The organism is Micromonospora sp. DT178 (assembly GCF_049841695.1).
In the GTDB taxonomy this organism is placed as follows: Bacteria; Actinomycetota; Actinomycetes; order Mycobacteriales; family Micromonosporaceae; genus Micromonospora.
The window spans coordinates 48,597-72,804 of the sequence record NZ_JBNCKV010000024.1 but is presented as its reverse complement, the minus strand read 5'-3'; the positions used below and the strand labels follow the sequence as shown (position 1 = coordinate 72,804).

5 protein-coding genes are annotated in these 24,208 nt (G+C 76.4%); 1 reads left to right on the top strand and 4 read right to left on the bottom strand.

The features are described from left to right. Positions 1–26: 26 nt before the first annotated feature. The gene (locus tag ACLQ22_RS29820) at positions 27–5,579 is read right to left on the bottom strand and encodes a type I polyketide synthase (protein ID WP_425695237.1); all 5,553 of its coding nucleotides are present in this window, start codon (positions 5,577–5,579) and stop codon (positions 27–29) included. Between the two features lie 285 nt (positions 5,580–5,864). On the opposite strand from ACLQ22_RS29820, the gene ACLQ22_RS29815 reads away from it, so the two are divergent. After that, positions 5,865–6,626, top strand: coding sequence for a thioesterase II family protein (locus tag ACLQ22_RS29815; protein ID WP_425695236.1), 762 nt, complete (start codon positions 5,865–5,867; stop codon positions 6,624–6,626). A 69-nt stretch (positions 6,627–6,695) separates the two neighbouring features. Here ACLQ22_RS29815 and ACLQ22_RS29810 read toward each other — a convergent pair whose 3' ends face one another. From ACLQ22_RS29810 to ACLQ22_RS29800, 3 genes are all read right to left on the bottom strand, one after another. Continuing rightward, positions 6,696–7,583 carry an SAM-dependent methyltransferase gene (locus ACLQ22_RS29810; RefSeq protein WP_121397794.1) on the bottom strand — a complete coding sequence of 296 codons (888 nt, stop codon included), beginning with the start codon at positions 7,581–7,583 and terminating at the stop codon, positions 6,696–6,698. A 29-nt stretch (positions 7,584–7,612) separates the two neighbouring features. Then, complete coding sequence (locus ACLQ22_RS29805) at positions 7,613–9,178, bottom strand: bifunctional 3-(3-hydroxy-phenyl)propionate/3-hydroxycinnamic acid hydroxylase (RefSeq protein WP_425695235.1); 1,566 nt, start codon at positions 9,176–9,178, stop codon at positions 7,613–7,615. Between the two features lie 85 nt (positions 9,179–9,263). Then, positions 9,264–24,158, bottom strand: coding sequence for an SDR family NAD(P)-dependent oxidoreductase (locus ACLQ22_RS29800; protein WP_425695234.1), 14,895 nt, complete (start codon positions 24,156–24,158; stop codon positions 9,264–9,266). Between the last annotated feature and the right edge of the window lie 50 nt (positions 24,159–24,208).

The window sequence follows — 24,208 nt, the reverse complement described above, 5'->3', positions numbered from 1 at the left end:
CTAAGGGGCAAGCGGCGGACTCGTGGTCAGGATCGGCCGAACTTCTGGTCGATGAAGTCGAACAGCTCGTCGTCCGAGGCGTCGTCGAGGGCCTGGCTGACGTCCGCCGGCCGGTCGGTGGCGTCGCTCCACCTGGTGACCAGCGCGCGGAGACGGACCGCCACGGCGGTCCGCGTCTCGTCGTCGCCGGCCAGTCGTTCCAGCTCCTCCGGCCCGGTCGCGGCGAACGCGGCCTCCAGCCGGTCCAGCTCGGCCAGCAGGCCCGCTTCGGGCGCCGGCGGGGCGGCGTCGACCAGCAGGAAGTCGGCGAGGGCGGCGGGCGTGGGGCAGTCGAAGATCAGGCTCGCCGGCAGCCGGATCCCGGTGAGGGCGGTCAGCCGGTTGCGCAGCTCCACCGCGGTCAGCGAGTCGAAGCCGAGGCCGGTGAACGTCTGCCCGGAGGGCACGACGGTGGCCGGCGGGTAGCCGAGCACCTCGATGACCTGCGCCTTGACCAGGTCCTCCACCAGCCGGCCGCGCTCGGCCTCGGGCGTGCCGGCCAGGCGCTGCGCGAAGGACGGCCCGCCGTCGCCGCCACCGTCGACGACGCGCCGCCGGGCCCGGACCAGGCCGCGCAGCGGCGCCGGGAGCTGGCCGGCGTCGGCCTGGCGGCGCAGCGCGGCGGGGTCGAGCAGCGCCGGCACCAGGTGGGGGCGGCCGCCGCGCAGGCTGGCGTCGAAGAGGCGCAGCGCCTGGTCGGTGTCGAGCGGGCTGAGGCCGTTGCGGCTCATCCGCTGCCGCTGGGCGGCGTCGAGGGCGCCGGTCATCCCGCTGTCGGCGGCCCAGAGCCCCCAGGCCAGGGAGGTGGCGGCGAGGCCCGCGGCGCGCCGGTGCTGGGCGAGGCCGTCCAGGAACGCGTTCGCGGCGGCGTAGTTGCCCTGCCCGGGCCCGCCGAGGACGCCGGCGACCGACGAGAAGAGGACGAACATCGCCAGGTTCCGCCCCCGGGTCAGCTCGTGCAGGTGCCAGGCGGCGTCGGCCTTGGCGGAGAGCACGGCGGACACCCGCTCGGGGGTCAGCGCCGAGATCACCGCGTCGTCGAGGACACCGGCGGCGTGGACCACGCCGGTGAGCGGGTGCTCGGCGGGGACGCCGGCCAGCAGCGCGGCGAGGGAGTCCCGGTCCGCCACGTCGCCGGCCACCAACCGGGCCTGCGCGCCCAGCCCGGTCAGCTCGGTCAGCAGCTCCGCCGCGCCGGGGGCGTCCGGCCCGCGCCGGCTGACCAGCAGCAGGTGGCGCACCTTGTGCGCGGCGACCAGGTGCCGGGCCAGCAGGCCGCCGAGGGCGCCGGTGGCCCCGGTGAGCAGGACCGTCCCGTCGGGGTCGAGTTCGGCGGCCAGCGCCGGGTCGAGGACGGCGGGCGTGAGCCGGGGCGCCAGCACCCGGTCGTCCCGGACCGCCAGTTGGGGTTCGCCCGTGGCGACCGCGCGGGCCACCAGGTCCACCGTGTCGGGCTCCGGTCGCCGCGCCTCGTCGAGGTCCACGAGCACGAAGCGGTCGGGGTGCTCCGCCTGGGCCGAGCGCAGCAGTCCCCAGACCGCGGCGCCGGGCAGGTCGGTCGTCCGGCCGCCGGCGCCGGCGGAGACAGCCCCCCGGGTCAGCACCACCAGGCGCCGCTCGGCCAGCCGGTCGTCGGCGAGCCAGCCCTGCACGGCGGTCAGCACGGCGGCGAGCCGGGTGCGGGTCGCGGCGGGGACCGGGGCGCGCTCGTCGTCGGCGTAGGCCGCGAGCAGCACCAGCTCCGTGTCGAGCAGGCCGACGTCGACCGCGTCGGCCAGCTCGGTGAGCCCGTACCGGGTGAGTCCCGACAGGTCGGCCGGGGCGTCGCCGAGGAGCACCGCGCGCCCGGTCGCCGGGGTGCCCGCGGGCACGGCCTGCCAGGCGACGTCGAACAGCGAGTCGACGCCCGCGCCGGCGCCGCGTACCTGGTCGGCGGTCACGGGGCGGGAGACCAGGGAGGCGATCCGGGCGACGGGGGCGCCGGCCGGGTCCGTCAGGGTCAGGGTGACGCCGCCGCCGCTGCGCCGGGCGCGCACCCGCAGCGCGGTCGCGCCGACCGCCGAGAGGGTGACGCCGGTCCAGGCGAAGGGCAGTCGTACGCCGGAGGCCTCCTGGTCGGAGTCGAGCAGGCCGACGACGTGCAGCGCCGCGTCGAGCAGTGCGGGGTGGATGCCGAAGCCGGTGACCTCGGCGCCGTCGGGCACCGCCACCTCGGCGCACACCTCGTCGTCCGTACGCCAGACGGCGCGCAGGCCACGGAAGAGCGGGCCGTACTCGACGCCCAGGCGGGACAGCTCGGTGTAGACCTCGTCGACCGCGACGACGGTGGCGGCCGTGGGCGGCCAGGGCGACGGCTCGGGCCCGTCGGGCTGCGGTGCGGCGGGGGCGAGGACGCCCGCGGCGTGGCGCTCCCACTCCCCGTCCGGGTCGGCCGCGGACCGCGAGTGGAGGGTGACCGGCCGGCGTCCCTCCTCGTCCGCCGTACCCAGCTTCACCTGCACCAACCGGGCGCCCTGCTCGGCGAGCGCCAGCGGCGCCTCCAGGGTCAGCTCGTCCAGCGCGTCGCAGCCGACCTGCGCGCCCGCGTGCAGCACCATCTCGACCAGGGCGGCGCCGGGCACCACGACCGAGTCCCAGACGACGTGTTCGGCGAGCCACGGGTGGGTCCGCGCGGAGAGTTCTGCGCCGAAGACCCGTACGTCGTCGTCGGCCACGCGTACGGCGGCGTCGAGCAGCGCGTGGTCGACGGGGCGGACGCCGAGCCCGGGCGCCCCCGCGTCGGCGGTGGTGACGTTGAGCCAGTAGCGCTGGTGGTCGAAGGCGTACGTGGGCAGGGCGACGGTGCGGGGCCGGGCCCCGGCGCCGGTGAGGTACCCGGCCCAGTCGACGTGGCCGCCGGTGACGTACCGCTCGGCCAGGGCGGTGCGCAGCGTGTCGGGCTCGGGGTGGCCGGCACGCAGCGTGGCGGTGAACCGGATGTCGCCGGTCGCCTCGACGCAGTCCTGCGCCATCGCGGTGAGCACGGCGTCCGGGCCCACCTCCAGGAAGTGCGTCACGTCCTGCTGGTGCAGGGTCCGCACCGCGTCGGCGAACCGGACGGGCTGCCGCACGTGCCGCACCCAGTAGCCGGGATCGGTGACCTCTGCGGCGTCCGCGACCCCACCGGTCACGTTCGACACGATCGGGGTCCTCGGCGCCTGCCACGACAGCCCCGCCACCACCGACGCGAACTCGTCCAGCATCGGGTCCATCAACCGCGAGTGGAACGCGTGACTGACCGACAACTCCTTGACCCGCCAACCCCGCTCACGGGCGGTCGCCACCACCGAGGCGACCTCGTCGGCGGCACCGGAGACGACCACCGACGTGGGGCCGTTCACCGCCGCGATGTCCACGCCCGCACCCGCAGCGTCGATGGCCTCCCGCACGTCGGCCTCGGACGCGCCGACCGCCGCCATCACCCCACCGGACGGCAACGCCTGCATCAACCGACCCCGCGCCGCCACCAACACACACGCATCGGAAAGGGACAACATCCCCGACACGTACGCCGCCGTCACCTCACCGATCGAGTGACCCGCCAGGAAATCCGCACGCACACCCCACGACGACAACAACTCCCACAACGCCACCTCCACCGCGAACAGGCCCGCCTGCGCGAAGACGGTCTGATCCACCAGAGCGGCCTCCACAGAACCCGCCTCGGCGAACACCACCTCCCGCAACGCACGCGGCAGATGCCCGTCAAACTCAGCGCACACCGCGTCAAAGGACGACGCGAACACCGGGAAAGCCTCGTACAGCTCGCGGCCCATGCCAGCGCGCTGCGAGCCCTGACCGGTGAACAGCACCGCCCGACGACCCGCCGACACCACACCCGACACCGCCGCCCGGCCCTCGGCGACCGCCGACAGGCCGGCGGCCAGCTCGTCGACGTCCGAGCCCCACACCACCGCCCGGTGCTCCAACGCCGCCCGAGTCGTCGCCAACGACCACGACACATCCACCGGCGCAAGGTCGGACCGGTCCCGCACGAACGACGCCAACCGCGCGGCCTGACCCGCGAGGCCCCGCTCGGAGCGCCCCGACACCACCCACGGCACCGGCAGCCCCACGGGGCCCGCCGCCGGCTCCGCCCCGGCCTCGGGATCGGTCGCGGGTTCCGGCTGTTCCAGGATCACGTGCGCGTTGGTGCCGGAGATGCCGAACGACGACACGCCCGCCCGACGCGGACGCCCCGCATCCGGCCACGCCCGCGACTCGGTCACCAACTCCACCGCACCCGACGACCAGTCCACGTGCGACGACGGCGCGTCCACGTGCAACGTCGCCGGCACCACACCCGCCCGCATCGCCAAGACCATCTTGATGATGCTCGCCACCCCGGCGGCGGCCTGGGTGTGACCGATGTTCGACTTGACGGACCCGAGCAGCAGCGGCACGTCCCGGCCCTGCCCGTACGTCGCCAGCAGAGCCTGCGCCTCGATCGGGTCGCCCAGCGTCGTACCGGTGCCGTGCGCCTCCACCACGTCCACGTCGGCCGCCGACAACCCCGCAGACGCCAACGCCTGGCGGATCACCCGCTGCTGCGACGGACCATTCGGCGCCGTCAACCCGTTCGACGCACCGTCCTGATTCACCGCCGTACCGCGCACCACCGCCAGGATCTGACGGCCGTCGCGTTGCGCGTCCGACAGGCGCTGCACCAGCAGCATCCCGACGCCCTCGGCGAGGGCCGTGCCGTCCGCCGCGTCGGCGAACGCCCGGCACCGGGCCACCGGGGACAGGTTGCCCTGCCGGGTGAAGTCGACGAACACCGCCGGGGTGGGCATCACCGTCACGCCACCGGCCAGGGCGAGGTCGCACTCCCCGGAGCGCAGCGCCTGCACTGCCAGGTGCAACGCCACCAGCGACGACGAACACGCCGTGTCCACCGTCACCGCCGGGCCCTCGAACCCGAACGAGTACGCCACCCGCCCCGAGGCGATGCTGCCCGCGTTGCCGAGGCCCAGGTAGTCCTCGACGCCCGCCGGCGGGGTCTCCGGCGGGTGGGCGTACCCGCTGTGGGTCATGCCGGCGAAGACCCCGACGCGGGCGCCCTTCAGGCTGGTGGGGTCGATGCCCGCCGACTCGACGGCCTCCCACGACGTCTCCAGCAGCAGCCGCTGCTGCGGGTCCATCGCGAGGGCCTCGCGCGGCGAGACCCCGAACAGCCGGGGGTCGAACTCGGCGGCGTCGGGCACGAATCCGCCCTCGCGGACCGAGGAGGTGCCCGGCCGGGAGCGCTCGGGGTCGTAGAGCGTGTCCAGGTCCCAGCCGCGGTCGGTGGGGAAGGAGGCGATGGCGTCGCCGCCGGCCGCGACGAGGTCCCACAGCTCCTCGGCCGTGCGTACCCCGCCGGGGAACCGGCAGCCGGTGCCGACGATCGCGATCGGTTGCTGCGCCTCGGCCTCGACGTCCCGGAGCCGTTGCCGGGTCCGCCGCAGGTCGGCGGTGACTCTCTTCAGGTACTCCCGGAGCTTCTCTTCGGTGTCCATCAACCCAGCCCATCGCGATTCACGGCGGAGACTCGACGTAAGCGACGGTACGAATGCGCAGAAGTCTCAGGCGACACCTGTATCTGTCGTTCGGCTCGCTCGGCCGAGAGCCACGCAGATCCCCATCTGCGGGGAGAAGTTATTGGGTGTGCGCGAGCGCGGACAACCCCTAACCAGGCAACGGGCCAGCTAGGGGTGTCCGGTCCCCACCCGTCGCACTAGCGTCGCCTCGACCGGGTCTGTGTCGATCCGGTCGCGAACCGCAGCCGCCGGAAGGACCGCCAAGGGATGACCACGCCAGATACCGACAACGGCTTGTGGGTGCGACGCTTCCACCCGGCTCCGGGTGGCGCCAGGCGGTTGGTGTGCCTGCCCCACGCCGGCGGGTCGGCCAGCTTCTACTTTCCCGTCTCCCGCAGCCTCTCCCCCGCCGTCGAGGTGCTGTCGATCCAGTACCCGGGCCGGCAGGACCGGCGCCACGAGAAGTGCATCGGTGACATCCACCAGCTCGCGCGGGAGGTCCACACCGTGCTGCGGCCGTGGCTGGACGAGCCGGTGGCCATCTTCGGGCACAGCATGGGGGCCAGCGTCGGCTTCGAGCTCGCCCGGCTGATCGAGCAGGACGGCGGCACGGCGGCGCACGTGTTCGCGTCCGGGCGCCGGGCGCCGTCCCAGGCGCGGCACGAGACGGTGCACCTGCTCGACGACGAGGGCCTGCTGGCCGACGTCCGGAAGCTGAGCGGCACCAACTCCGCCATCCTCGGGGACCCGGAGATGCTGCGGGCCGCGCTGCCGGCGATCCGCAGCGACTACCGGGCCGCGGAGACCTACACCTACCGGCCGGGTCCGCCGCTGAGCTGCCCGATCACCGTCTTCACCGGCGACGACGACCCGAAGACGACGGTCGAGGAGGCCAAGGCCTGGTCGACCCACACCACCGGGGCGTTCGACCTCAAGGTCTACCCGGGCGGGCACTTCTTCCTGGCCGAGCACCAGCCGGCGGTCCTGCGGGCCATCTCGACGGCCCTGACCGGGGCGTCGGCCATCTGATCTCCACGGCCGAGGGGCCCGTCCACCGGTGTCGCGACCGGTCGGCGGGCCCCTCGTCCGTGCGGGGCGTCACCGCTTGTGGCCGACCGCGATCACGTAGTCGAGCTGCGCCATCTCGCGCTTCATGAGGTCCTGGTTCTTCCAGTGCGCGGCCATGCTCTTGCGCACGGCGGGCTTGACGACGGCGCGGAACTCGGGGTCGTTGGTCCGTCCCGCCATGTACGCCCGCCAGCCCTCCCAGGTGCGGTCCTTGATGGAGTGCACCTCCGGGTTGGCGAAGCCGGCCTCGACCAGCTCCTGCCGGTACGTGTCCCGGTCGTGCCAGTTCTCCTTCGGGATGCTGAACTTGACGAAGCTCAGGGGGCCGGACTGGATGGCCGCCCGCACGACGTCCCCGCTGACCGGGATGATGTCGGCCGTGGCCAGCACGCCACCCGGGCGGAGCACCCGCAGCGCCTCGGCGAAGAACGCGCTGCGCGGGTAGAAGTGGAAGGCCGACTCCAGGGCGACGACCCGGTCGAAGGTGTTGTCCTCGAAGGGCAGTTCGGTGGCGCTGCCCAGCCGGAAGTCGGTCCGGTCCGCGAGCCCTTCCTCCTGCGCCCGGCGCTGCGCCGCCTCGACGTGGTGCGGGGTGATGTTCAGGCCGTACACCTTGGCGACCCGGCGCTCGCGCAGCCACTTGAAGTCCTGGTCGGCGTAGCCGAAGCCCACGTCGAGCACGGTGTCGTCCGGCTTGAGCCCGGCGGCGTCGGCCAGCTTGTCGGCCAGCGCCTCGGCGGCCGTGTCGAGGTCGGTGACCCCGTCCTCCCAGTAGCCCACGTTCATGTAGTGGGTACGGCGGGCCGCGAACTCCACGTCGGGCGACTGGATCTCGTAGAAACGCCGGACCCGGGTGATGGGGTCGGCGGTGAAGACCGTGCGGATCGCCCGGCCGGCGATCTTCAGGTTCTCGAACATGTGGGTTCCTTCCGGTGGATGGATGCCGATCAGCCGCGCCGGACCTGCTGGCGCAGGTCCTCGACGAGCGCGGGCACACCGGCCGGGTCGGCGGCCGTGCCGAAGACGTAGAAGTCGGGCCGGACGAGCACCGCCACTGCGTCGTACCGCTTGAGGTGGGACAGGTACACGTCGTCGAGGTCGAAGGCGGTCGGCGTGGCGCCGGGCCCGGGGGCGGGCGCGCCGGCGGGGACGACCCGGACGACCCGGGCGTCGAGCGAGTCCAGGAAGGCCCGGGCGTCCGCGTCGAGCAGGCCGTCGGGGTCCTCGGCGCAGACCAGGACGAAGCCGGTGCCGACGACCTCGTCGAAGAGCCCGGCGCGACCGTCGACCTCGACGCGCCCCTGCGGCATCGGCACGCCCGCGCCGGGGGCGTCGGCCGTACGGCCGTGCAGGACCCCGCCGGCCAAGGGCTCCAGCAGTGAACGGGTGCGCGGCCGGGAGGTGCGCCGGCGCAGTTCGGCGAGCATGACGGCGTCCCGACCGGCCGCGGCGGTGCGGTCGGTCTCGCAGATCACCGTGCCCGAGTCCATGGACATCCGGATGGCGTGCTGCACGTGCGCGCAGCGCTCCTCCTGGTAGGTGTCCAGCAGCGCCTCGTCGGCCAGGCCGCGGTGCACCAGGTCGAGCTTCCAGGCGAGGTTGAGGGCGTCCCGGAAACCCGAGCTCATGCCCTGGCCCATGAACGGCGGCATCACGTGCGCGGCGTCGCCGGCGATCAGGATCCGGCCGGAGCGCCAACGGTCGGCCGAGCACGCCTGGGTGGTGTAGACGCCGTACCGCTCCAGGGTCGCGTTGTCGGGCGTGATGTCGAAGAGGCCGAGCAGCCGCCACACGCTCTCGACGGTCTCGAACTCCTCCCGGCTCTCCCCCGGCACCCGCATGAACTCCCAGCGCCGGTGCCCCGGGCCGGCCGACACGGCCGTGCGGGGGCGCGCCGGGTCGCAGACCTGGAGGTTGTTCGGCTTGAACTCGCGGGCCTCGTGCGGCACCACGTCGCAGACCAGCCAGTCGTAGGTGAAGCCGAGGTCGGTGACGCCGCTGCCCAGGTGTTCCCGGACGAAGCTGTTGGCCCCGTCGCAGCCGACGACCCAGCGGGCCGCGTGGACCTCCTCGCCCTCCGGCCCGGCGATGGTGACCTCGACCCGGTCGTCGTGCTCCACCAGGCCGGTCACCTGGTACGGGCGCAGCACCGTCACGCCCGGCAGCTCCGCTCCCCGCTCGGCGAGCAGCGCCTCCAGCCCGGGCTGGTAGAAGGAGACCGAGTCGGGCCAGCCCATCGGGCCGTCGCCGGTCACCTTGACGTGCAGCAGGGTGCGGCCGAAGCCGTTCTTGAAGGTGTACTCGCCCGACGACTCCACCACCGGGCCGAGCCGGTCGGCGACGCCGGCGGCGGCGAGGATGCGGCTCGCCTCCCCGTCGTACGAGACCGCGCGCGGGAAGTTGTACGGGGTGGCCCAGCGCTCGACCGCCGTGACGGTGAGCCCTCGCTGCGCCAGCAGGATCGTGAGCATCTCACCGACGGGGCCGTAGCCCACGATCAGGACGTCGGTCATCAGCATCGCTATCGGTTCCTCGGGGGTCGGTCGGACACGGTGTCGGAGGGGACGGCTCGCGCCGTGCGGGGCGGCCGGAGGGCCATCAGAGACCGAGTTCGGAGTCGATGAGGTCGAAGAGGTCGTCGTCGCTGGCCAGTTCGAGGTCGAGGTCGGGATCGCCGCCCGAGCCGGCGCGCATCGTCCGCCACTTGGCGATGAGCACCTCCAACCGGGACCCGATCTGGGCGTGCAGCTCCGCCTCGACGCTGGCCTCGGTCAGCGACCGTTCCAGGTTCTCCAGGTCCACGAGAACCGGCGGGTCCGCCGGGCCGGTGTCCGGCGCCAGCTGCGACACCAGGAACGTGGCCAGCTCGTTCGGGTCCGGGTAGTCGAAGATCAGCGTGGCCGGCAGGCGCAGGCCGGTCGCCGTGGTCAGCCGGTTGCGCAGCTCGACGGCGGTCAACGAGTCGAAGCCGATCTGGCTGAACGCCCGGCCGGGGGCGACGGCCGCGCGGCTGCCGTGCCCGAGCACGCTCGCCGCCTGCTCGCGTACCAGGTCGACCACCAGGCCGTGGCGGTCGGGCCCGGCCAGTGCCGCCAGTTCCTCGGCGAGGGTGCGCCCGCCGCCGGTCGGGGCGCTCGACCGGGCGCTCGGCCGTTCCCGTCGCATCAGCCCGCGCAGCAGGGCCGGGGGCCGCTCGACCCGTTCGCCGAGCGCGGCGACGTCGATCCTGGTCGGCACCAGCACCGGCTCGGCCAGCCGCAGGCCCGCGTCGAACAGGGCCATCCCCAGGTCGGACGGGATCGCGAGCTGCCCGTCCCGGGCGGTGATCCGGGGGTCGGACCGGTCCAGCTTGGCGGTCATCTCGCTGGCCTGTTCCCACAGTCCCCAGGCGAACGACCGGCCCGGCAGGCCCTCGGCCCGGCGCGCCAGGGCGAGCGCGTCGAGGAACGCGTTGGCCGCCGCGTAGTTGGCCTGACCGGGTACGCCGAAGACGCCCGCGCCGGAGGAGAACAGCACGAACCCGGCCAGGTCGAGGTGGCGGGTGAGCTCGTGCAGGTGCCACGCGGCGTCGAGCTTCGGCGCGAACACCGTGTCGACGCGCTGCGGGGTGAGGGCGGTGACGATGCCGTCGTCGAGCACCCCGGCGAGGTGCACGACCGCGGTCAACGGGTGCCGCGCCGGTACCGCGTCCAGGACCCGGGCCAGGCTGTCCCGGTCGGCCACGTCGGCCGCCACCACCGTGGCCTCGGCGCCCAGGGCGCGCAGCTCGGCGACCGTCTCGGCCGCGCCGGGTGCCGACTCGCCGCGGCGGCTGACCAGCAGCAGCCGCCGTACGCCGTGTGTCTCGACCAGTCGCCGGGCGACCAGCCCGCCCAGGGTTCCGGTCCCGCCGGTCAGCAGCACCGTGCCGTCGGGGTCCCACGCCCGGGGCATGGTGAGCACCACCTTGCCGACGTGCCGGGCCTGGCTGACGTGCCGGAACGCCTCCGGCGCCTGGCGGACGTCCCACACCTGGGTGGGCAGCGGGGTGAGCGCTCCCCGTTCGAAGAGCCCCAGCAGCACGACGAGCATGCGCTGCACCTCGTCGGGGTCCTCCAGGGTCAGGTCGAAGGCGGTGTAGGCCACCCCGGGGTGGTCGGCGGCGACCCGGTCGGCGTCGCGGATGTCGGTCTTGCCCATCTCGACGAACCGCCCGCCGCGCGGCAGCAGCCGCAGCGAGGCGTCGACGAACTCGCGGGCCAGCGAGTCCAGCACCACGTCGACGCCCCGTCCGCCGGTGGCCTCGGCGAACCGGGTCTCGAAGTCGAGGGTCCGGGACGAGGCGAGGCGGTCCTCGTCGATGCCCATCGACCGCAGGGCGTCCCACTTGGCGGGGCTGGCGGTGGCGTACACGTCGGCGCCGAGGTGCCGGGCGAGCTGCACGGCGGCCATGCCGACGCCGCCGGCCGCCGCGTGCACCAGCACCGACTCGCCCCGGCTGAGCCCGGCCAGGTTGACCAGGCCGTGGTAGGCGGTCAGGAAGACCACCGGCACGGAGGCGGCCTCGACGTACGACCAGCCGGCCGGCATCGGGGCCAGCAGCCGGCGGTCGGTGACCGCGACGGGCCCGAAGCAGCCCACGAACACGCCGAACACCCGGTCGCCGGGCCGCAGGTCGGTCACCTCGGCGCCGACCTCGACGACCTCGCCGGCGCCCTCGCCGCCGAGCGGTCCCGCGTCGCCGGGGTAGAGGCCGAGCGCGTTGAGCACGTCGCGGAAGTTCAGGCCGGCGGCGCGGACGCGTACCCGCACGTCGCGGGGGCCGAGAACGGCGTCGGCGGCGTCGGTCGGGCTCAGGGTGAGGTTCTCCAGGCTGCCCCGCACCGGCGCGTCCAGGCGCCACGCGGCGGCGGGCGGCGCGGCGAGTTCGCCCGCCGACCCGGCTCGCGCCAGCCGTGGCACGTACGCCGTGCCGCCCCGGAGCGCCGCCTGCGGCTCGGCCGCCGCCAGCAGGGCGGCGACCTGGTCGGGGCCGATCCCGTCGCCGTCGACGTCGACGATGACGACCTGGTCCGGGTTCTCCGACTGGGCGGAGCGGACCAGCCCCCACGCCGCCGCGGCGGCCGGGTCGGTCACCTCGCCGGCGTGGTGCACGGCCACCGCGCCCCGGGTCACCAGCACCAGCCGCGACGCCGCCCAACGGGGCTCCGTGAGCCAGCGCCGGACCAGGTCGAGGGCGCGGACGGCGGCGTGGCGCGCCGCGCGGGGGGTGGGCTGTGCGGGTTCCGCGTCGAGCGGCACGAGCACGGCCCCGGGCAGTGCCAGTCCCGCGTCGACGGCGTCGGCGAGCCCGTCCAGCCCGGGGTGCAGCGGGAACCCGTCCAGGCCGGGGGCGACGGCCACGGCGTCGACCGGGGTGGCCGCGTCGCCCGGCGGCAGGGGCGTCCAGTCGAGCCGGAACAGGGCGTCGCGGGTGGCGCGGTCGTCGGTGACGGCCAGCTCCGCGGCGGAGATGGGCCGCATCGTCAGGGCGGTCACCTCGGCGACCGGGGCGCCGGTCGGGTCGGCGGCGGTCAACGCGATGGCGTACGGCCCGACCTGGGTGAGCCGCACCCGCAGGGCGGTCGCGCCGGTGGCGTGCAGGGTGACGCCGTTCCAGGCGAACGGCAGCAGCAGCCGCCCGGCCCCGGCCTCGGCGAGACCGCCGAAGTGCGCGGCGTGCAGGGCGGCGTCGAGCAGGGCGGGGTGCAGGCCGTACCGGTCGGCGTCGATCCGCTGGGCCGCCGGCAGCTCCACCTCGGCGTAGACCTCGTCGCCGCTGGTCCACACCGCGCGCAGCCCCTGGAACGCCGGCCCGTACGCGTAGCCGTCGGCGGCCAGGCCGGCGTAGAAGCCGGTCAGGTCGACGGGGCGGGCGTCGCGCGGCGGCCACGTGGTGGGCTGCGGCGACGCGGCGGGCTGGCCGGCGCAGAGGGTGGCGCTGGCGTGCCGGGTCCACGGGCCGGCGGCCGGGCCGTCGGCGGGCCGGGAGTGCACGGTCACCTGGCGGCGCCCGTCGTCGTCGCCCGCGCCGACCGTGACCTGCACCTGGGTCGCGCCGTCGGCGGGCAGGGTCAGCGGGGCCTCGATGACCAGCTCGTCGAGGAGCGGCAGGCCGATCTCGTCGCCGGCGCGGAGGCAGAGTTCCACCAGGCCGGTGCCGGGCACCAGCACGCTGTCGGTGACCCGGTGGTCGGCCAGCCACGGCTGCGCGTCGGTCGACAGCCGCCCGGTGAAGAGGTGGCCCCTCGCCTCGGCCAGCGCGACCGACGCCCCGAGCAGCGGATGCCCGGCGGCGTCCAGGCCGGCGGCGCCCACGTCGCCGGGGCCGGAGACGGGCCGGGGCCAGTAGCGGCGGTGGGCGAACGCGTACGTGGGCAGGTCGACCCGCCGACCGCCGGCCAGCGCGGGCCGCCAGTCCACCGCGACCCCGCACACGTGCAGCTGGGCCAGGGAGAGCAGGAACCGCGCCCGGTCACCCTGGTCGCGTTGCACCGAGCCGACCACCACGCTCTCGCCGTCGTGGTCGGCGAGGGTCTCCTCGATGCCCACGGTGAGCACCGGGTGCGGGCTGCACTCGACGTACGTGTCGTGGCCCTGGGCGGCCAGCGAGCGGATCGCCTGCTCCAGCTCGACCGGCTGCCGCAGGTTGCGGTACCAGTAGTCCGGCCCCATCTCCTCGCCGTCGAGCCAACGCAGGTCGGTGGTGGAGAAGAGCGGCACGGCCGCCGGGCCGGGGGCGATGCCCGCCAGCACCTCGGCCAGCTCGTCGCGGATGCCTTCCACCTGGGCGGAGTGCGAGGCGTAGTCGACGGCTATCCGCCGGACCCGGGCCTGCTCGCCGGCCAGTTCGGCGAGGAGTTCCTCCACCGCCTCCGGCTCGCCGGACACCACGACGGCGGCCGGGCCGTTCACGGCGGCGACCGAGATCCGGTCGCCGAACCGGGCGATCCGGTCGCGGACCGTGTCGGCGGGGAGCGCGACGGAGGCCATCGCCCCGTGCCCGGCCAGGGCCCGCAGCGCCCGGCTGCGCAGCGCCACCACCCGGGCGGCGTCGGGCAGGGAGAGCACCCCGGCGACGCAGGCGGCGGCGATCTCGCCCTGCGAGTGGCCGACCACGGCGGCCGGCTGCACGCCGTGGGAGCGCCACAGCTCGGCCAGCGACACCATCATCGCGAACAGGGCGGGCTGCACCACGTCGACCTCGTCGAGGCCGGGCGCGCCGGGCGCCTGGCGCAGCACGTCCAGCAGCGACCAGTCCAGGTACGGCCGCAGCGCCGCGTCGCAGGCCGCCATCCGCTCCGCGAACACGGGGGCCTGGTCGAGCAGGTCCAACCCCATGCCGAGCCACTGGGAGCCCTGCCCGGGGAAGACGAAGACGCACCGGCCGGCGGGCCGGGCCTCGCCCCGCGTCACCGCCGGGTCGGGCCGGCCCTCGGCGAGCGCGTCGAGGGCGGCGGCGATCCGGTCCGGGTCGGCGCCGACCAGCACCGCCCGGGAGTCGAAGGTGCTCCGGCTGGTGGCCAGCGACCAGGCCACGTCGAGGGGCCGCTGGTCGGGCCGCTCGGCGAGGTGCTCCCGCAGCCGGCGGGCCTGACCGACGAGCGCCTCCGGGCTACGCGCGGAGAGCAGCCACGGCAGCGCGTACGCCTCCGGCGGCGTGGCTCCGGCGTCGGCGTCCGGGGTCGGCGTCGCTTCGGCGACCGCCTCGACGATGACGTGGGCGTTGGTGCCGCTGATGCCGAACGACGAGACACCGGCCCGCGCCGGCCGGTCCGCCACGGGCCACGGGCGGGCCTCGGTGAGCAGTTCCAGCGAGCCCGAGTCCCAGTCGATGCGCGAGCTGCGGCGCTCGGCGTGCAGGGTGCGGGGCAGCCGGCCGTGCCGCATGGCGAGGACCATCTTGAGCACCCCGGCCACGCCGGCCGCGGCCTGGGTGTGCCCGAGGTTGGACTTGACCGAGCCCAGCAGCACCGGCGGGGCGTCGGCCGGGCGCTGCCCGTAGGTGGCGAGGATCGCCTCCGCCTCGATGGGGTCGCCGAGCGACGTGCCGGTGCCGTGCGCCTCCACCACGTCCACCTCGGCGGCGCCCAGCCCGGCGGCGCCCAGCGCGGCCCGGATGACCCGTTCCTGCGACGGCCCGTTCGGGGCGGTCAGCCCGTTGGAGGCGCCGTCCTGGTTGACCGCCGAGCCGCGGACCACCGCGAGCACGGGGTGGCCCCGGCGGCGGGCGTCGGAGAGGCGCTCCACCACCAGCATCCCGACGCCCTCGGACATGCCGAAGCCGTCGGCGTCCTCGGCGAACGCCTTGCACCGCCCGTCGGCGGCGAGACCGCGCTGACGGCTGAAGCCGGTCAGCCCGGCGGTAGTGGACATCACCGACACGCCGCCGGCCAGGGCCAGGTCGCAGTCGCCCTGACGCAGCGCCTGGACGGCCAGGTGCAGCGCCACCAGGGAGGCCGAGCAGGCGGTGTCGACGGTGACCGCCGGCCCCTCCAGCCCGAGCGCGTACGCGACCCGGCCGGAGAGGACGCTGCCGGCCGTACCGGTGAGCAGGTGCCCCTCGTCGGCGGTGACCTCGCCGTCGTCGGAGACGACACCGGGGGCGACCTGGTCGCCGTAGTCCTGCCCGTGGGTGCCGGCGAAGACGCCGGTGCGGCTGCCCCGCAGGGTGGCCGGGTCGATGCCGCCGCGTTCCAGCGCCTCCCAGGAGGTCTCCAGCAGCAGCCGGTGCTGCGGGTCCATCGCGAGGGCCTCGCGGGGGCTGATGCCGAAGAACGCGGCGTCGAAGTCGGCGATGCCGGTGAGGAAGCCGCCGGCCCGCACGTACGTCCGGCCGGGCGTGCCGGGCACCGGGTCGTAGAGGTCGGCCAGCGGCCAGCCCCGGTCGCCGGGCAGATCGCCGATGACGTCGGCGCCCGCGTCGAGCAGCCGCCACAGCTCCTCCGGGGAGCCGATGCCGCCGGGGAACCGGCAGGCCATGGCGACGATGGCGACCGGCTCGTCCAGGGCGACGGTGCTCGCGTCGGTGACCTCGGTGGCGGCGGTGCCGAGCAGCCGGGCGTGCAGGTGCGCGGCGAGCAGCTCCGGGGTGGGGTGGTTGAACACGGCGTGCGGGGCGAGCCGGACGCCGGTGACGGCGGTGAGCCGGTTGCTCAGCTCCACGGCCATCAGCGAGTCGAAGCCGAGTTCCTTGAACGGGCGGCGCGGCTCGACGTCGTCGGGGCCGGTGTGCCCGACCACGGTGGCGCACCGGGTGCGTACGAGGTCCAGCAGCAGGGCGGCGCGGTCGGGTTCGGCCAGTTCGGCCAGCCGGTCGGCGAAGCCCTTGGCGGAGGCGGGCGCGGCGTCGGCGTTGACGGCCCGGCGGGGCGGCGGGGGCAGCAGCGCCCGCAGCAGGGCGGGCACCTCGCCGGAGGTCCGCACGGCGGCCAGGTCGAGCCCGATCGGCACCAGCGTCGGCCGGTCGACGCGCAGGGCGGCGTCGAACAGCGCCAGCCCGGCGGCCGTGTCGAGGGGGCGGGTGCCGCCCCGGGCGAGCCGGGCCAGGTCCGCCGGGGTGAGCCGGCCGGCCATCCCGTCCTGCGCGGCCCACAGCCCCCAGGCCAGTGCGGTCGCCGGGAGCCCCTGGGCGTGGCGGTGCGCGGCGAGCGCGTCGAGGAACGCGTTGCCGGCCGCGTAGTTGCCCTGGCCGGGGCTGCCGAAGGTGGCGGCGGCCGAGGAGAAGAGCACGAACGCGGCCAGGTCGAGGCCGGCGGTGAGTTCGTGCAGGTGCCATGCGCCGTGCACCTTGGACCGCAGGGCCCGCCCCCAGCGGGCCGGGTCGAGGTCGGTGAGCAGGGCGTCGTCGGTGGCCCCGGCGGCGTGCACGACGGCGACCAGCCGGTCGGCCAGCGGGGCGACGACCTCGGCGAGCGCCGCCCGGTCGGCGACGTCGGCCGCGACCACCCGGACGGTGACGCCGGCGTCGGTCAGCGCGGTCGTCCAGTCGCCGGCCCGGCCGGTGCGGCTGACCAGGACCAGCTCGGCGACGCCGTGCACGGTGGCGAGGTGGGTGGCGACGTGCCGGCCGATCCCGCCGGTGCCGCCGGTGACCAGAACGGTGCCGCCGGCCAGCGCCGCAAGCGGCGTACCGGCCGGGGGCTGGTCGACCGGGCGGAGCCGGGGCAGCAGGACACGGCCGTCGCGGACGGCGACCTCGGGCTCGTCCCTGGCGACGGCCAGCGCGGAACGGACGGTGGCGTCGTCGGTGGCGTCGAGGCTGAGCAGCAGGAACCGGTCGGGCTGCTCGGCCTGGGCGACCCGGACCAGCCCGGCCACCGGCGCGTGCACCGGGTCGCCGTCGCGGACGGCGAGGGCCAGGCGGGTGGTCTCCGCGCGGGGGTCGACCAGCCAGCTCTGGAGCACGCCGAGCACGGCGAGGCCGACGGCGTGCGCCCGGTCGGGCACCGACCGGCCCGGCTCGCCGTCGCCGACCCGCAGCACCAGCAGCGGCGGCAGCGGTCCGTCCGGGGGCGTGCCGTCGGCGAGCGTCCAGGAGGGCGCCGGCGTCGCCGGGAACGCCGCGGGCAGCCAGTCGACGGCGTACAGCCCGGCGGGCGCGGCCGGAGGCGCCGGCGCGTCGGCGGACGGCAGGTCCACGGTCCGCAGCACCACCCGGTCCACGTCGAGCACGGGCACGCCCGCGTCGTCGACGGCGCTCAGCGTCACCGCGTCCGCCCCGGCGGGGGCCAGGCAGACGCGCAGCGCGTGCGCCCCGGTGGCGTGGCGGCGCACCCCCGCCCACTCGGTGGGCAGCAGCCGGGCGGTGGGCGCGGCGTCGACGCCGGCGCCGGGCGCGAAGTCGGCGAGCGGGAGCAGGCGCAGGGCCGCCTCCAGCACCAGCGGATGCACGCCGTACCGCTCGGCGTCCGGGTCCCGGGCGTCCTCGGGCAGGCGTACGTCGACGAAGAGCCGGTCGGCGGCGACCCACGCGGCCCGGGCCAGCTCCCCGACCAGCGCGCGGTGCTGCGGGGCGGTCAGGTCCACCGGCCGGGCCCCGGTGGGCGGCCAGGTCGGGGCGAGGGCGCCCCGCCCGCTCTCCGGGTCGACCGGACCGAGCACGGCCTCGGCGACCTCCCGCCACGGCTGCCCCTCGCCGGCCCGGACGTGGCAGTGCGCCACCCGGCGCCGGTGCTCGTCCGGCGCGCCGACGCCGACCTGCACCTCGAGGGTCGGCTCGGCCGGCAGCGGCACCGGCTCGGGGACGCGCAGTCGCTCCACCGTCGGGGTGCCGAGTTGTTCGCCGAGGTGGGTGAGCATGTCCAGCAGGGCGGTGGCGGGCAGCAGCGCGGGGGTGTCGTCACCGGGGGCGGCCAGCCACGGCTGGGCGGCCACGGAGACCTGTCCGGTGCAGACCACCTGCCCGGTGCCGGCGACCGGCAGCACGCCGCCGAGCAGCGGGTGCCCGGCGTCGGCCAGCCCGACGCCGACCGGGCCGCCGGCCACGGCCGACGCGGGCAGCCAGTAGTGCCGGCGCTGGAAGGCGTACGTGGGCAGGTCGACGCGGCGGTGCGGCCCGGGGCCGGCGAGGGCGGCGCGGTCCACGGCGACGCCCCGGACGTGCAGCCGCGCCACGGCGGCGAGCAGCGCCTCGGCCTCGCCGGCGGTGCCCCGGACGGCGGGGACGAAGGCCAGCTCGTCGGCCTCGGCGACGAGGCAGTCCTGGGCCATCGCGGTGAGCACACCGGCCGGGCCGATCTCCAGGAAGGTGGTGACGCCCTGCCCGTGCAGGGCCCGTACGCCGTCCTGGAAGCGGACGGTGCCCCGGACGTGCGCCACCCAGTAGTCGGGCGAGCAGAGCCGGGCCGGGTCGACGGGATGGCCGGTCAGGTTGGACACCACCGGCAGGTGCGGGGTGCGGTACGTCAGGCCGGCCGCCACGGCGCGGAACTCGTCGAGCATCGGCTCCATGCGCGGCGAGTGGAACGCGTGCGACACCCGCAGCCGGCTGGTACGACGCCCGGCGGCGCGCAGGGTGGCCGCGACGGCCAGCACCGCGTCGGTGTCGCCGGAGACGACGACGCTGGTGGGGCCGTTGACGGCGGCGAGGCCCACCCGGTCGGTCAGGTGCGCGGCGACCTCTGCCTCGTCGGCCTCGACGGCGACCATCGCGCCCCCGGGGGGCAGCTGCTGCATGAGCCGGGCCCGGGCGGCGACGAGCGCCGCCGCGTCGGCCAGGGGGAACACCCCGGCCACGTGCGCGGCGGCCAGTTCGCCGACGGAGTGGCCGAGCACCGCGTCGGGGCGCACGCCCCAGGACTCCAGGAGGCGGTACAGCGCCACCTCGAAGGCGAACAGCCCCGGCTGGGTGTAGAGGGTCTGGTCGAGCAGGTCGGCCAGTTCGTCGCCCTCGGCGGCGAGGACGACGTCCGCGACGGGGTGCGGGGCGTGGCCGGCGAGGCAGCGGTCGAGTTCGGCGCAGGCGGCGTCGAAGGCGTCGGCGAAGACCGGGTACGCGGCGTGCAGCTCGCGGCCCATGCCGGCGCGCTGGCCGCCCTGCCCGCCGAAGAGCAGGCCGAGCTGGCCGTCGACGACCCGGCCGGTCAGCACGGTCGGCCCGTCCGGGTCCGGCTCCCCCCGGGTCAGCGTGGTCAGGGCCGTCCGGGCGGTGGCCGGGTCGCCGGCCAGGACCACGGCCCGGTGTTCGAGGGCGGCGCGGGTGGTGGCGAGCGCGTGCCCGACGTCGGCCGGGTCGGCGTCCGCCCCGGGCCCGTCGAGCCAGGTCAGCAGGCGGGCGGCCTGGTCACGCAGCGCCTCGCCGGTGGCCGCGGCGAGCAGCCACGGCACGGGTGGCCGCCGGCTGGCGGAGGCCGCCCCGGACGACGCCTGCGCGTCCGCGACCCCGGACGACGGCTGCCGGTCCGCGGCCCCGGACGACGGCGGGTCGGCGGGGGGCGCCTCGACGATGACGTGGGCGTTGGTGCCGCTGATGCCGAACGACGAGACGCCGGCCCGGCGGGGGCGTCGCACCTCGGGCCACGGGCGGGCCTCGGTGAGCACCTCGACGGCGCCGGCGGACCAGTCCACCTCCGACGTCGGGGCGTCCACGTGCAGGGTGCGGGGCAGCTTTCCGTGCCGCATCGCGAGCACCATCTTGATCACCCCGGCGGCCCCGGCGGCGGCCTGGGTGTGGCCGAGGTTGGACTTCAGCGAGCCCAGCCGCAGCGGTTCGGCGTCACCGCGGCCCGCCCCGTACGTGGCGAGCAGCGCCTGCGCCTCGATCGGGTCGCCCAGCCGGGTGCCGGTGCCGTGCGCCTCGACGACGTCCACGTCGGCGGTGGAGAGCCCGGCCGCGTCCAGCGCCCGGCGGATGACCCGCTCCTGGGCGGGCCCGCTGGGGGCGGTGAGCCCGTTGGACGCGCCGTCGGAGTTGACGGCGGAGCCGCGCAGCACGGCGAGGACGGGGTGTCCGCGCCGGCGGGCGTCGGAGAGCCGTTCCAGCAGCAGCACGGCGACGCCCTCGGACCAGCCGGTGCCGTCGGCGCCCTCGCCGAACGCCTTGCACCGGCCGTCCGGGGCGAGCCCGCGCTGCCGGCTGAACTCCACGAACGCCTGCGGGGTGCCCATCACCGCCACGCCGCCGGCCACGGCGAGGGAGCAGTCGCCCGCGCGCAGCGCCTGGGCGGCCAGGTGCAGCGCGACCAGCGACGACGAGCACGCCGTGTCGACGGTGACCGCCGGCCCCTCCAGCCCCAACGCATAGGCGACGCGACCGGAGACGACGCTGCCGGCGGTGCCGACGCCGAGGTAGCCCTCGGTGCCGGGCGGCGCCTGGCGCAGGTTCGCGGCGTAGTCGTGGTGCATGACGCCGGTGAAGACCCCGGTGGCGCTGCCGCGCAGCGAGGTGGGGTCGATGCCGGCCCGCTCGAACAGCTCCCAGGACGTCTCCAGCAGCAGCCGCTGCTGCGGGTCCATGGCCAGCGCCTCGCGCGGGCTGATCGCGAACAGGGTGGCGTCGAAGTCCGCCGCGTCGGTCAGGAAGCCGCCCACCCGGACGTACGAGGTCCCGGGACGGTCGGCGTCGTCGGAGAACAGGTGCGCCAGGTCCCAGCCCCGGTCGGTGGGGAACTCCGTGAGCCCTTCGCGGCCCTCGTCGACCAGGTCCCACAGCTGTTCGGGGGAGGCGACACCGCCGGGGAGCCGGCAGGCCATGGCGACGACGACCACCGGGTCGTCCCCCGTGGACGGCGCGGACGGCCGGTCCGCCGCGGGGCCCGGCTGCCCGGTGCCGCCGCGCAGCCGGGCGGCGAGGTGCCGGGCGAGAGCGTCCGGGCTGGGCCGGTCGAACGCGACCGTGGCGGAGAGCCGTACCCCGGTGGCCCGGGCCAGCCGGTCGCGCAGGGCGACCGCGCTGACCGAGGTGAAGCCGAGTTCCTTGAAGGCCCGGGCGGGGCGCACCGCGGCCGGCCCGGGCAGGCCGGCCACCTCGGCCGTGGCGGCGCGGACCAGCTCCAGCAGGAGCCGGTCCCCCTCGGCGGTGCTCAGCCCGGCCAGCCGGCGGCGCAACTCGGCGGCCTCCCGGTCGTCCGTGGCGTCGGGAGCCGCCGCGACGGGCGTACGCCAGGCGGGGTGCGCGGCGTCGGCGTGGCCCGCCGGACGGGCGAGCAGGACCAGGTCGTCGCCGTCGTGGGCCACGTCGAACGCGGCGAGGTCGGCGCGGACGGCAGCCCGCGCGTCGCCGCTGCCCTCCCCCGGGCGGGCGATGGCGGGCGACGGCTCCCGGCCGCCGTGCGCGGTCGTGCCGACGACCCGGGCCGGGAGACCGGCGGCCCGGCGGCGGGCGGCCAGGGCGTGCAGGGCGCCGACGGCCGAGGCGGCCCGCTCCTGGCCGGCGGCGCCCAGCAGCAGGGCGGACGGGGCGAGGACGGTGAACGCGGCGGCCGGGTGCCGGGTCGCGGCGTCCAGCGTCCCGGCGAGGCCGAGCAGCCGGGCCACGGCCTCGTCGCCGGTCAGGTCGTCGTCGGACGGGCAGAGGAAGACCGCGCCGGGCGGCTCGTCGCCCGCCCGGTCGGCGGGCAGCGCGGCGGCGTCGGCGCCGGCGGCGACGAGTTCGGCGACCAGGTCCGCCAGGGCGGCCCCGGGCGTGGCGTCGACGTGGAGCAGCCGCGGGCGGCGGACGCGGTGCGCGGCGACGAGGTGTCGGGCCAGCGCCGCGCCGGTCGCCCCGTCGGCGCCGGTGATCAGGACCGGGCGGTCCGGGTCGGCAACGGTCACCGGCCGCGCCGGCACGGCCGCGGGGGCGGGCACGAGGACCGCGTGCAGGGCGGCGCCGGCCCGCAGCGCGACCTGCGCGGCGCCGGCGTCCAGCACGGCGGGGAGCAGGGCGGTCGAACGGTCTCCGGCGTCGCGGTCGACCAGCACGATCCGGTCCGGGTATGCGGCCTGCAGGCTGCGCCCGAGGGCCTGGACCGCGCCGGCCGCCGGATCGGGCTCGGAGCGCCCGGCGGCCACGCCGGGCGCGGTGGCGGCGCTCCCGAGGGCCGTGTCACCGGGCGCGTCGCTTTCGGCGGCAGCGCCGGCCGGGCCGGTCAGCAGCACCAGCCGGGTGCCGGCGAACCGGTCGTCGTCGAGCCAGCCGCGCAGTCGGTCGGCGAGGCCCGCCGCGACGGCGTCGGCCGGCTCGACCAGCAGCACCGTCACGTCGGGCACGTCCGGGGCGTCGCGCAGGGCGGCCAGGTCACGGTGGGGCCGGAACCGGTCGCCCGGCGACGCCGCGCGCAGCGGTTCCACCAGCGCCTCGCTCCCGCTACCGACGAGCGCCCAGTGGCGGGCCGGGGCGGCGGCGGCCTGCGCGGCCGTCGGGACGGGCGCCTCGACCGGCGGTACGGCGGCCAGGTCGAGCGGCCGCCAGGCGAGTACGCTCAGCGCCTCGTGGTGGCTGCCGTTGACCGCCCGCAGCCGCGCCGGCCGGTCGAGCAGGAGCCGGCGGGTGACCTTGCCGGAGGCGGTACGGGGCACCTGCCCGATCTCGTACAGCTCCTCCGGGACCTTGTGGTAGGAGAGCTTCTCCCGGCAGGCCGCGTACCCGGCCCGGGGGTCGAAGCCCTCCGGCCCGGGCACCACGAACGCCACCGGCACCTCGCCGAGCACGTCGTGCGGCCGGCCGGTCACCGCCACGTCGGCGACGCCGGGCACCCCGCGCAGGGCCTCCTCCACCTCGGCCGGGTGGATCTTCTCGCCACCCCGGATGATCAGTTCCTGGTGCCGCCCGGTGACGAAGATGTTGCCGTCGGCGTCGCGGCGGGCCAGGTCACCGGTGCGGTACCAGCCGTCACGCAGGGCGGCGGCGGTGACCTCCGGCAGGCCGTGGTAGCCGAGCATGACGCTCGGCCCGCTGACCCAGACCTCACCCTCGGCGCCGGCCGGCACGTCCAGGCCGGTCTGCGGGCTGACCAGGCGTACCTCGACGCCGGGCACCGCGCGCCCGCAGGAACCCTCGACCCGGGGCTGGTCCGGTCGGGTGACGGCGATCGAGCCGCAGGTCTCCGTGCTGCCGTACGCGTCAAGCAGCGGCGCGTCGAAGACCTCGTCGAACGCCCGGCGCAGCGCGCCGGTGGTGATCGCCCCGCCGACCAGGCAGACCCGCAGGGCCGGGGCGCGGAAGCCGCTCTCCCGGGCGGCGGTCACCAGGTGGTGGTACATGGCCGGCACCCCGGCCAGCACGGTGGCCTCGTCCTCCTCGACCGCGCGCAGCACGTCGTCGGCGGAGAAGCCGTCGATGAGCCGGGCCGTGGCGCCGACGGCGGTCACGCTGAGCACGCACCCGATGTGGGAGAGGCTGTGGAACAGCGGCAGCGGCCAGACCACCCGGTCGGCGTCGGTGAGCCCGGGGATCGGCACGTAGCAGGCGGCGACGGACCAGAGGCAGGTGCGCTGGGTGGAGAGCACGCCCTTGGGCCGGCCGGTGGTGCCGGAGGTGTAGAGCATCCAGGCGACCTCGTCGAGGCCCAGGTCGTCGCGGGCGTCCACACCCGGCTCGGTGTCGACCAGGTCCCGCCACGCGGTGACGCCGGCGGGCAGCGGGCCGTCCCCGGTGACCACGACCCGCAGGGCCGGCCGGTCGGCGCGCAGCCGCAGCAGCTGGTCGAGGTGCCGCGGGTCGGTGACCACCAGCACCGCGCCGGAGTCGTCCAGCAGGTGGGCCAGTTCCGCGTCGGTGCTGTGCGGGTTCACCGGCACGCCGACCGCGGCCGCCCGCGTCACGGCCAGCCAGGTCTCCACCGTCTCCACGCGGTTGCCGAGGCAGAAGGCCACCCGGTCGCCCCGCCCCACCCCGGACGCCGCCAGGTGACCGGCCAGCCGACGGGTCCGCGCCGCCAGGTCGGCGTATCCGACCGCCCGGCGGTCGTCGCGGAACGCGACCTTGTTCCCCAACCTGGCGGCGTGCGCCCTGATCAGATCGGACAACGGCTGGATCAGGTCGCTCCGAAGCATGTCACCACATCCGTCCGTCGGCGAGACTTCTCATCCGCGGCGTAGACCCC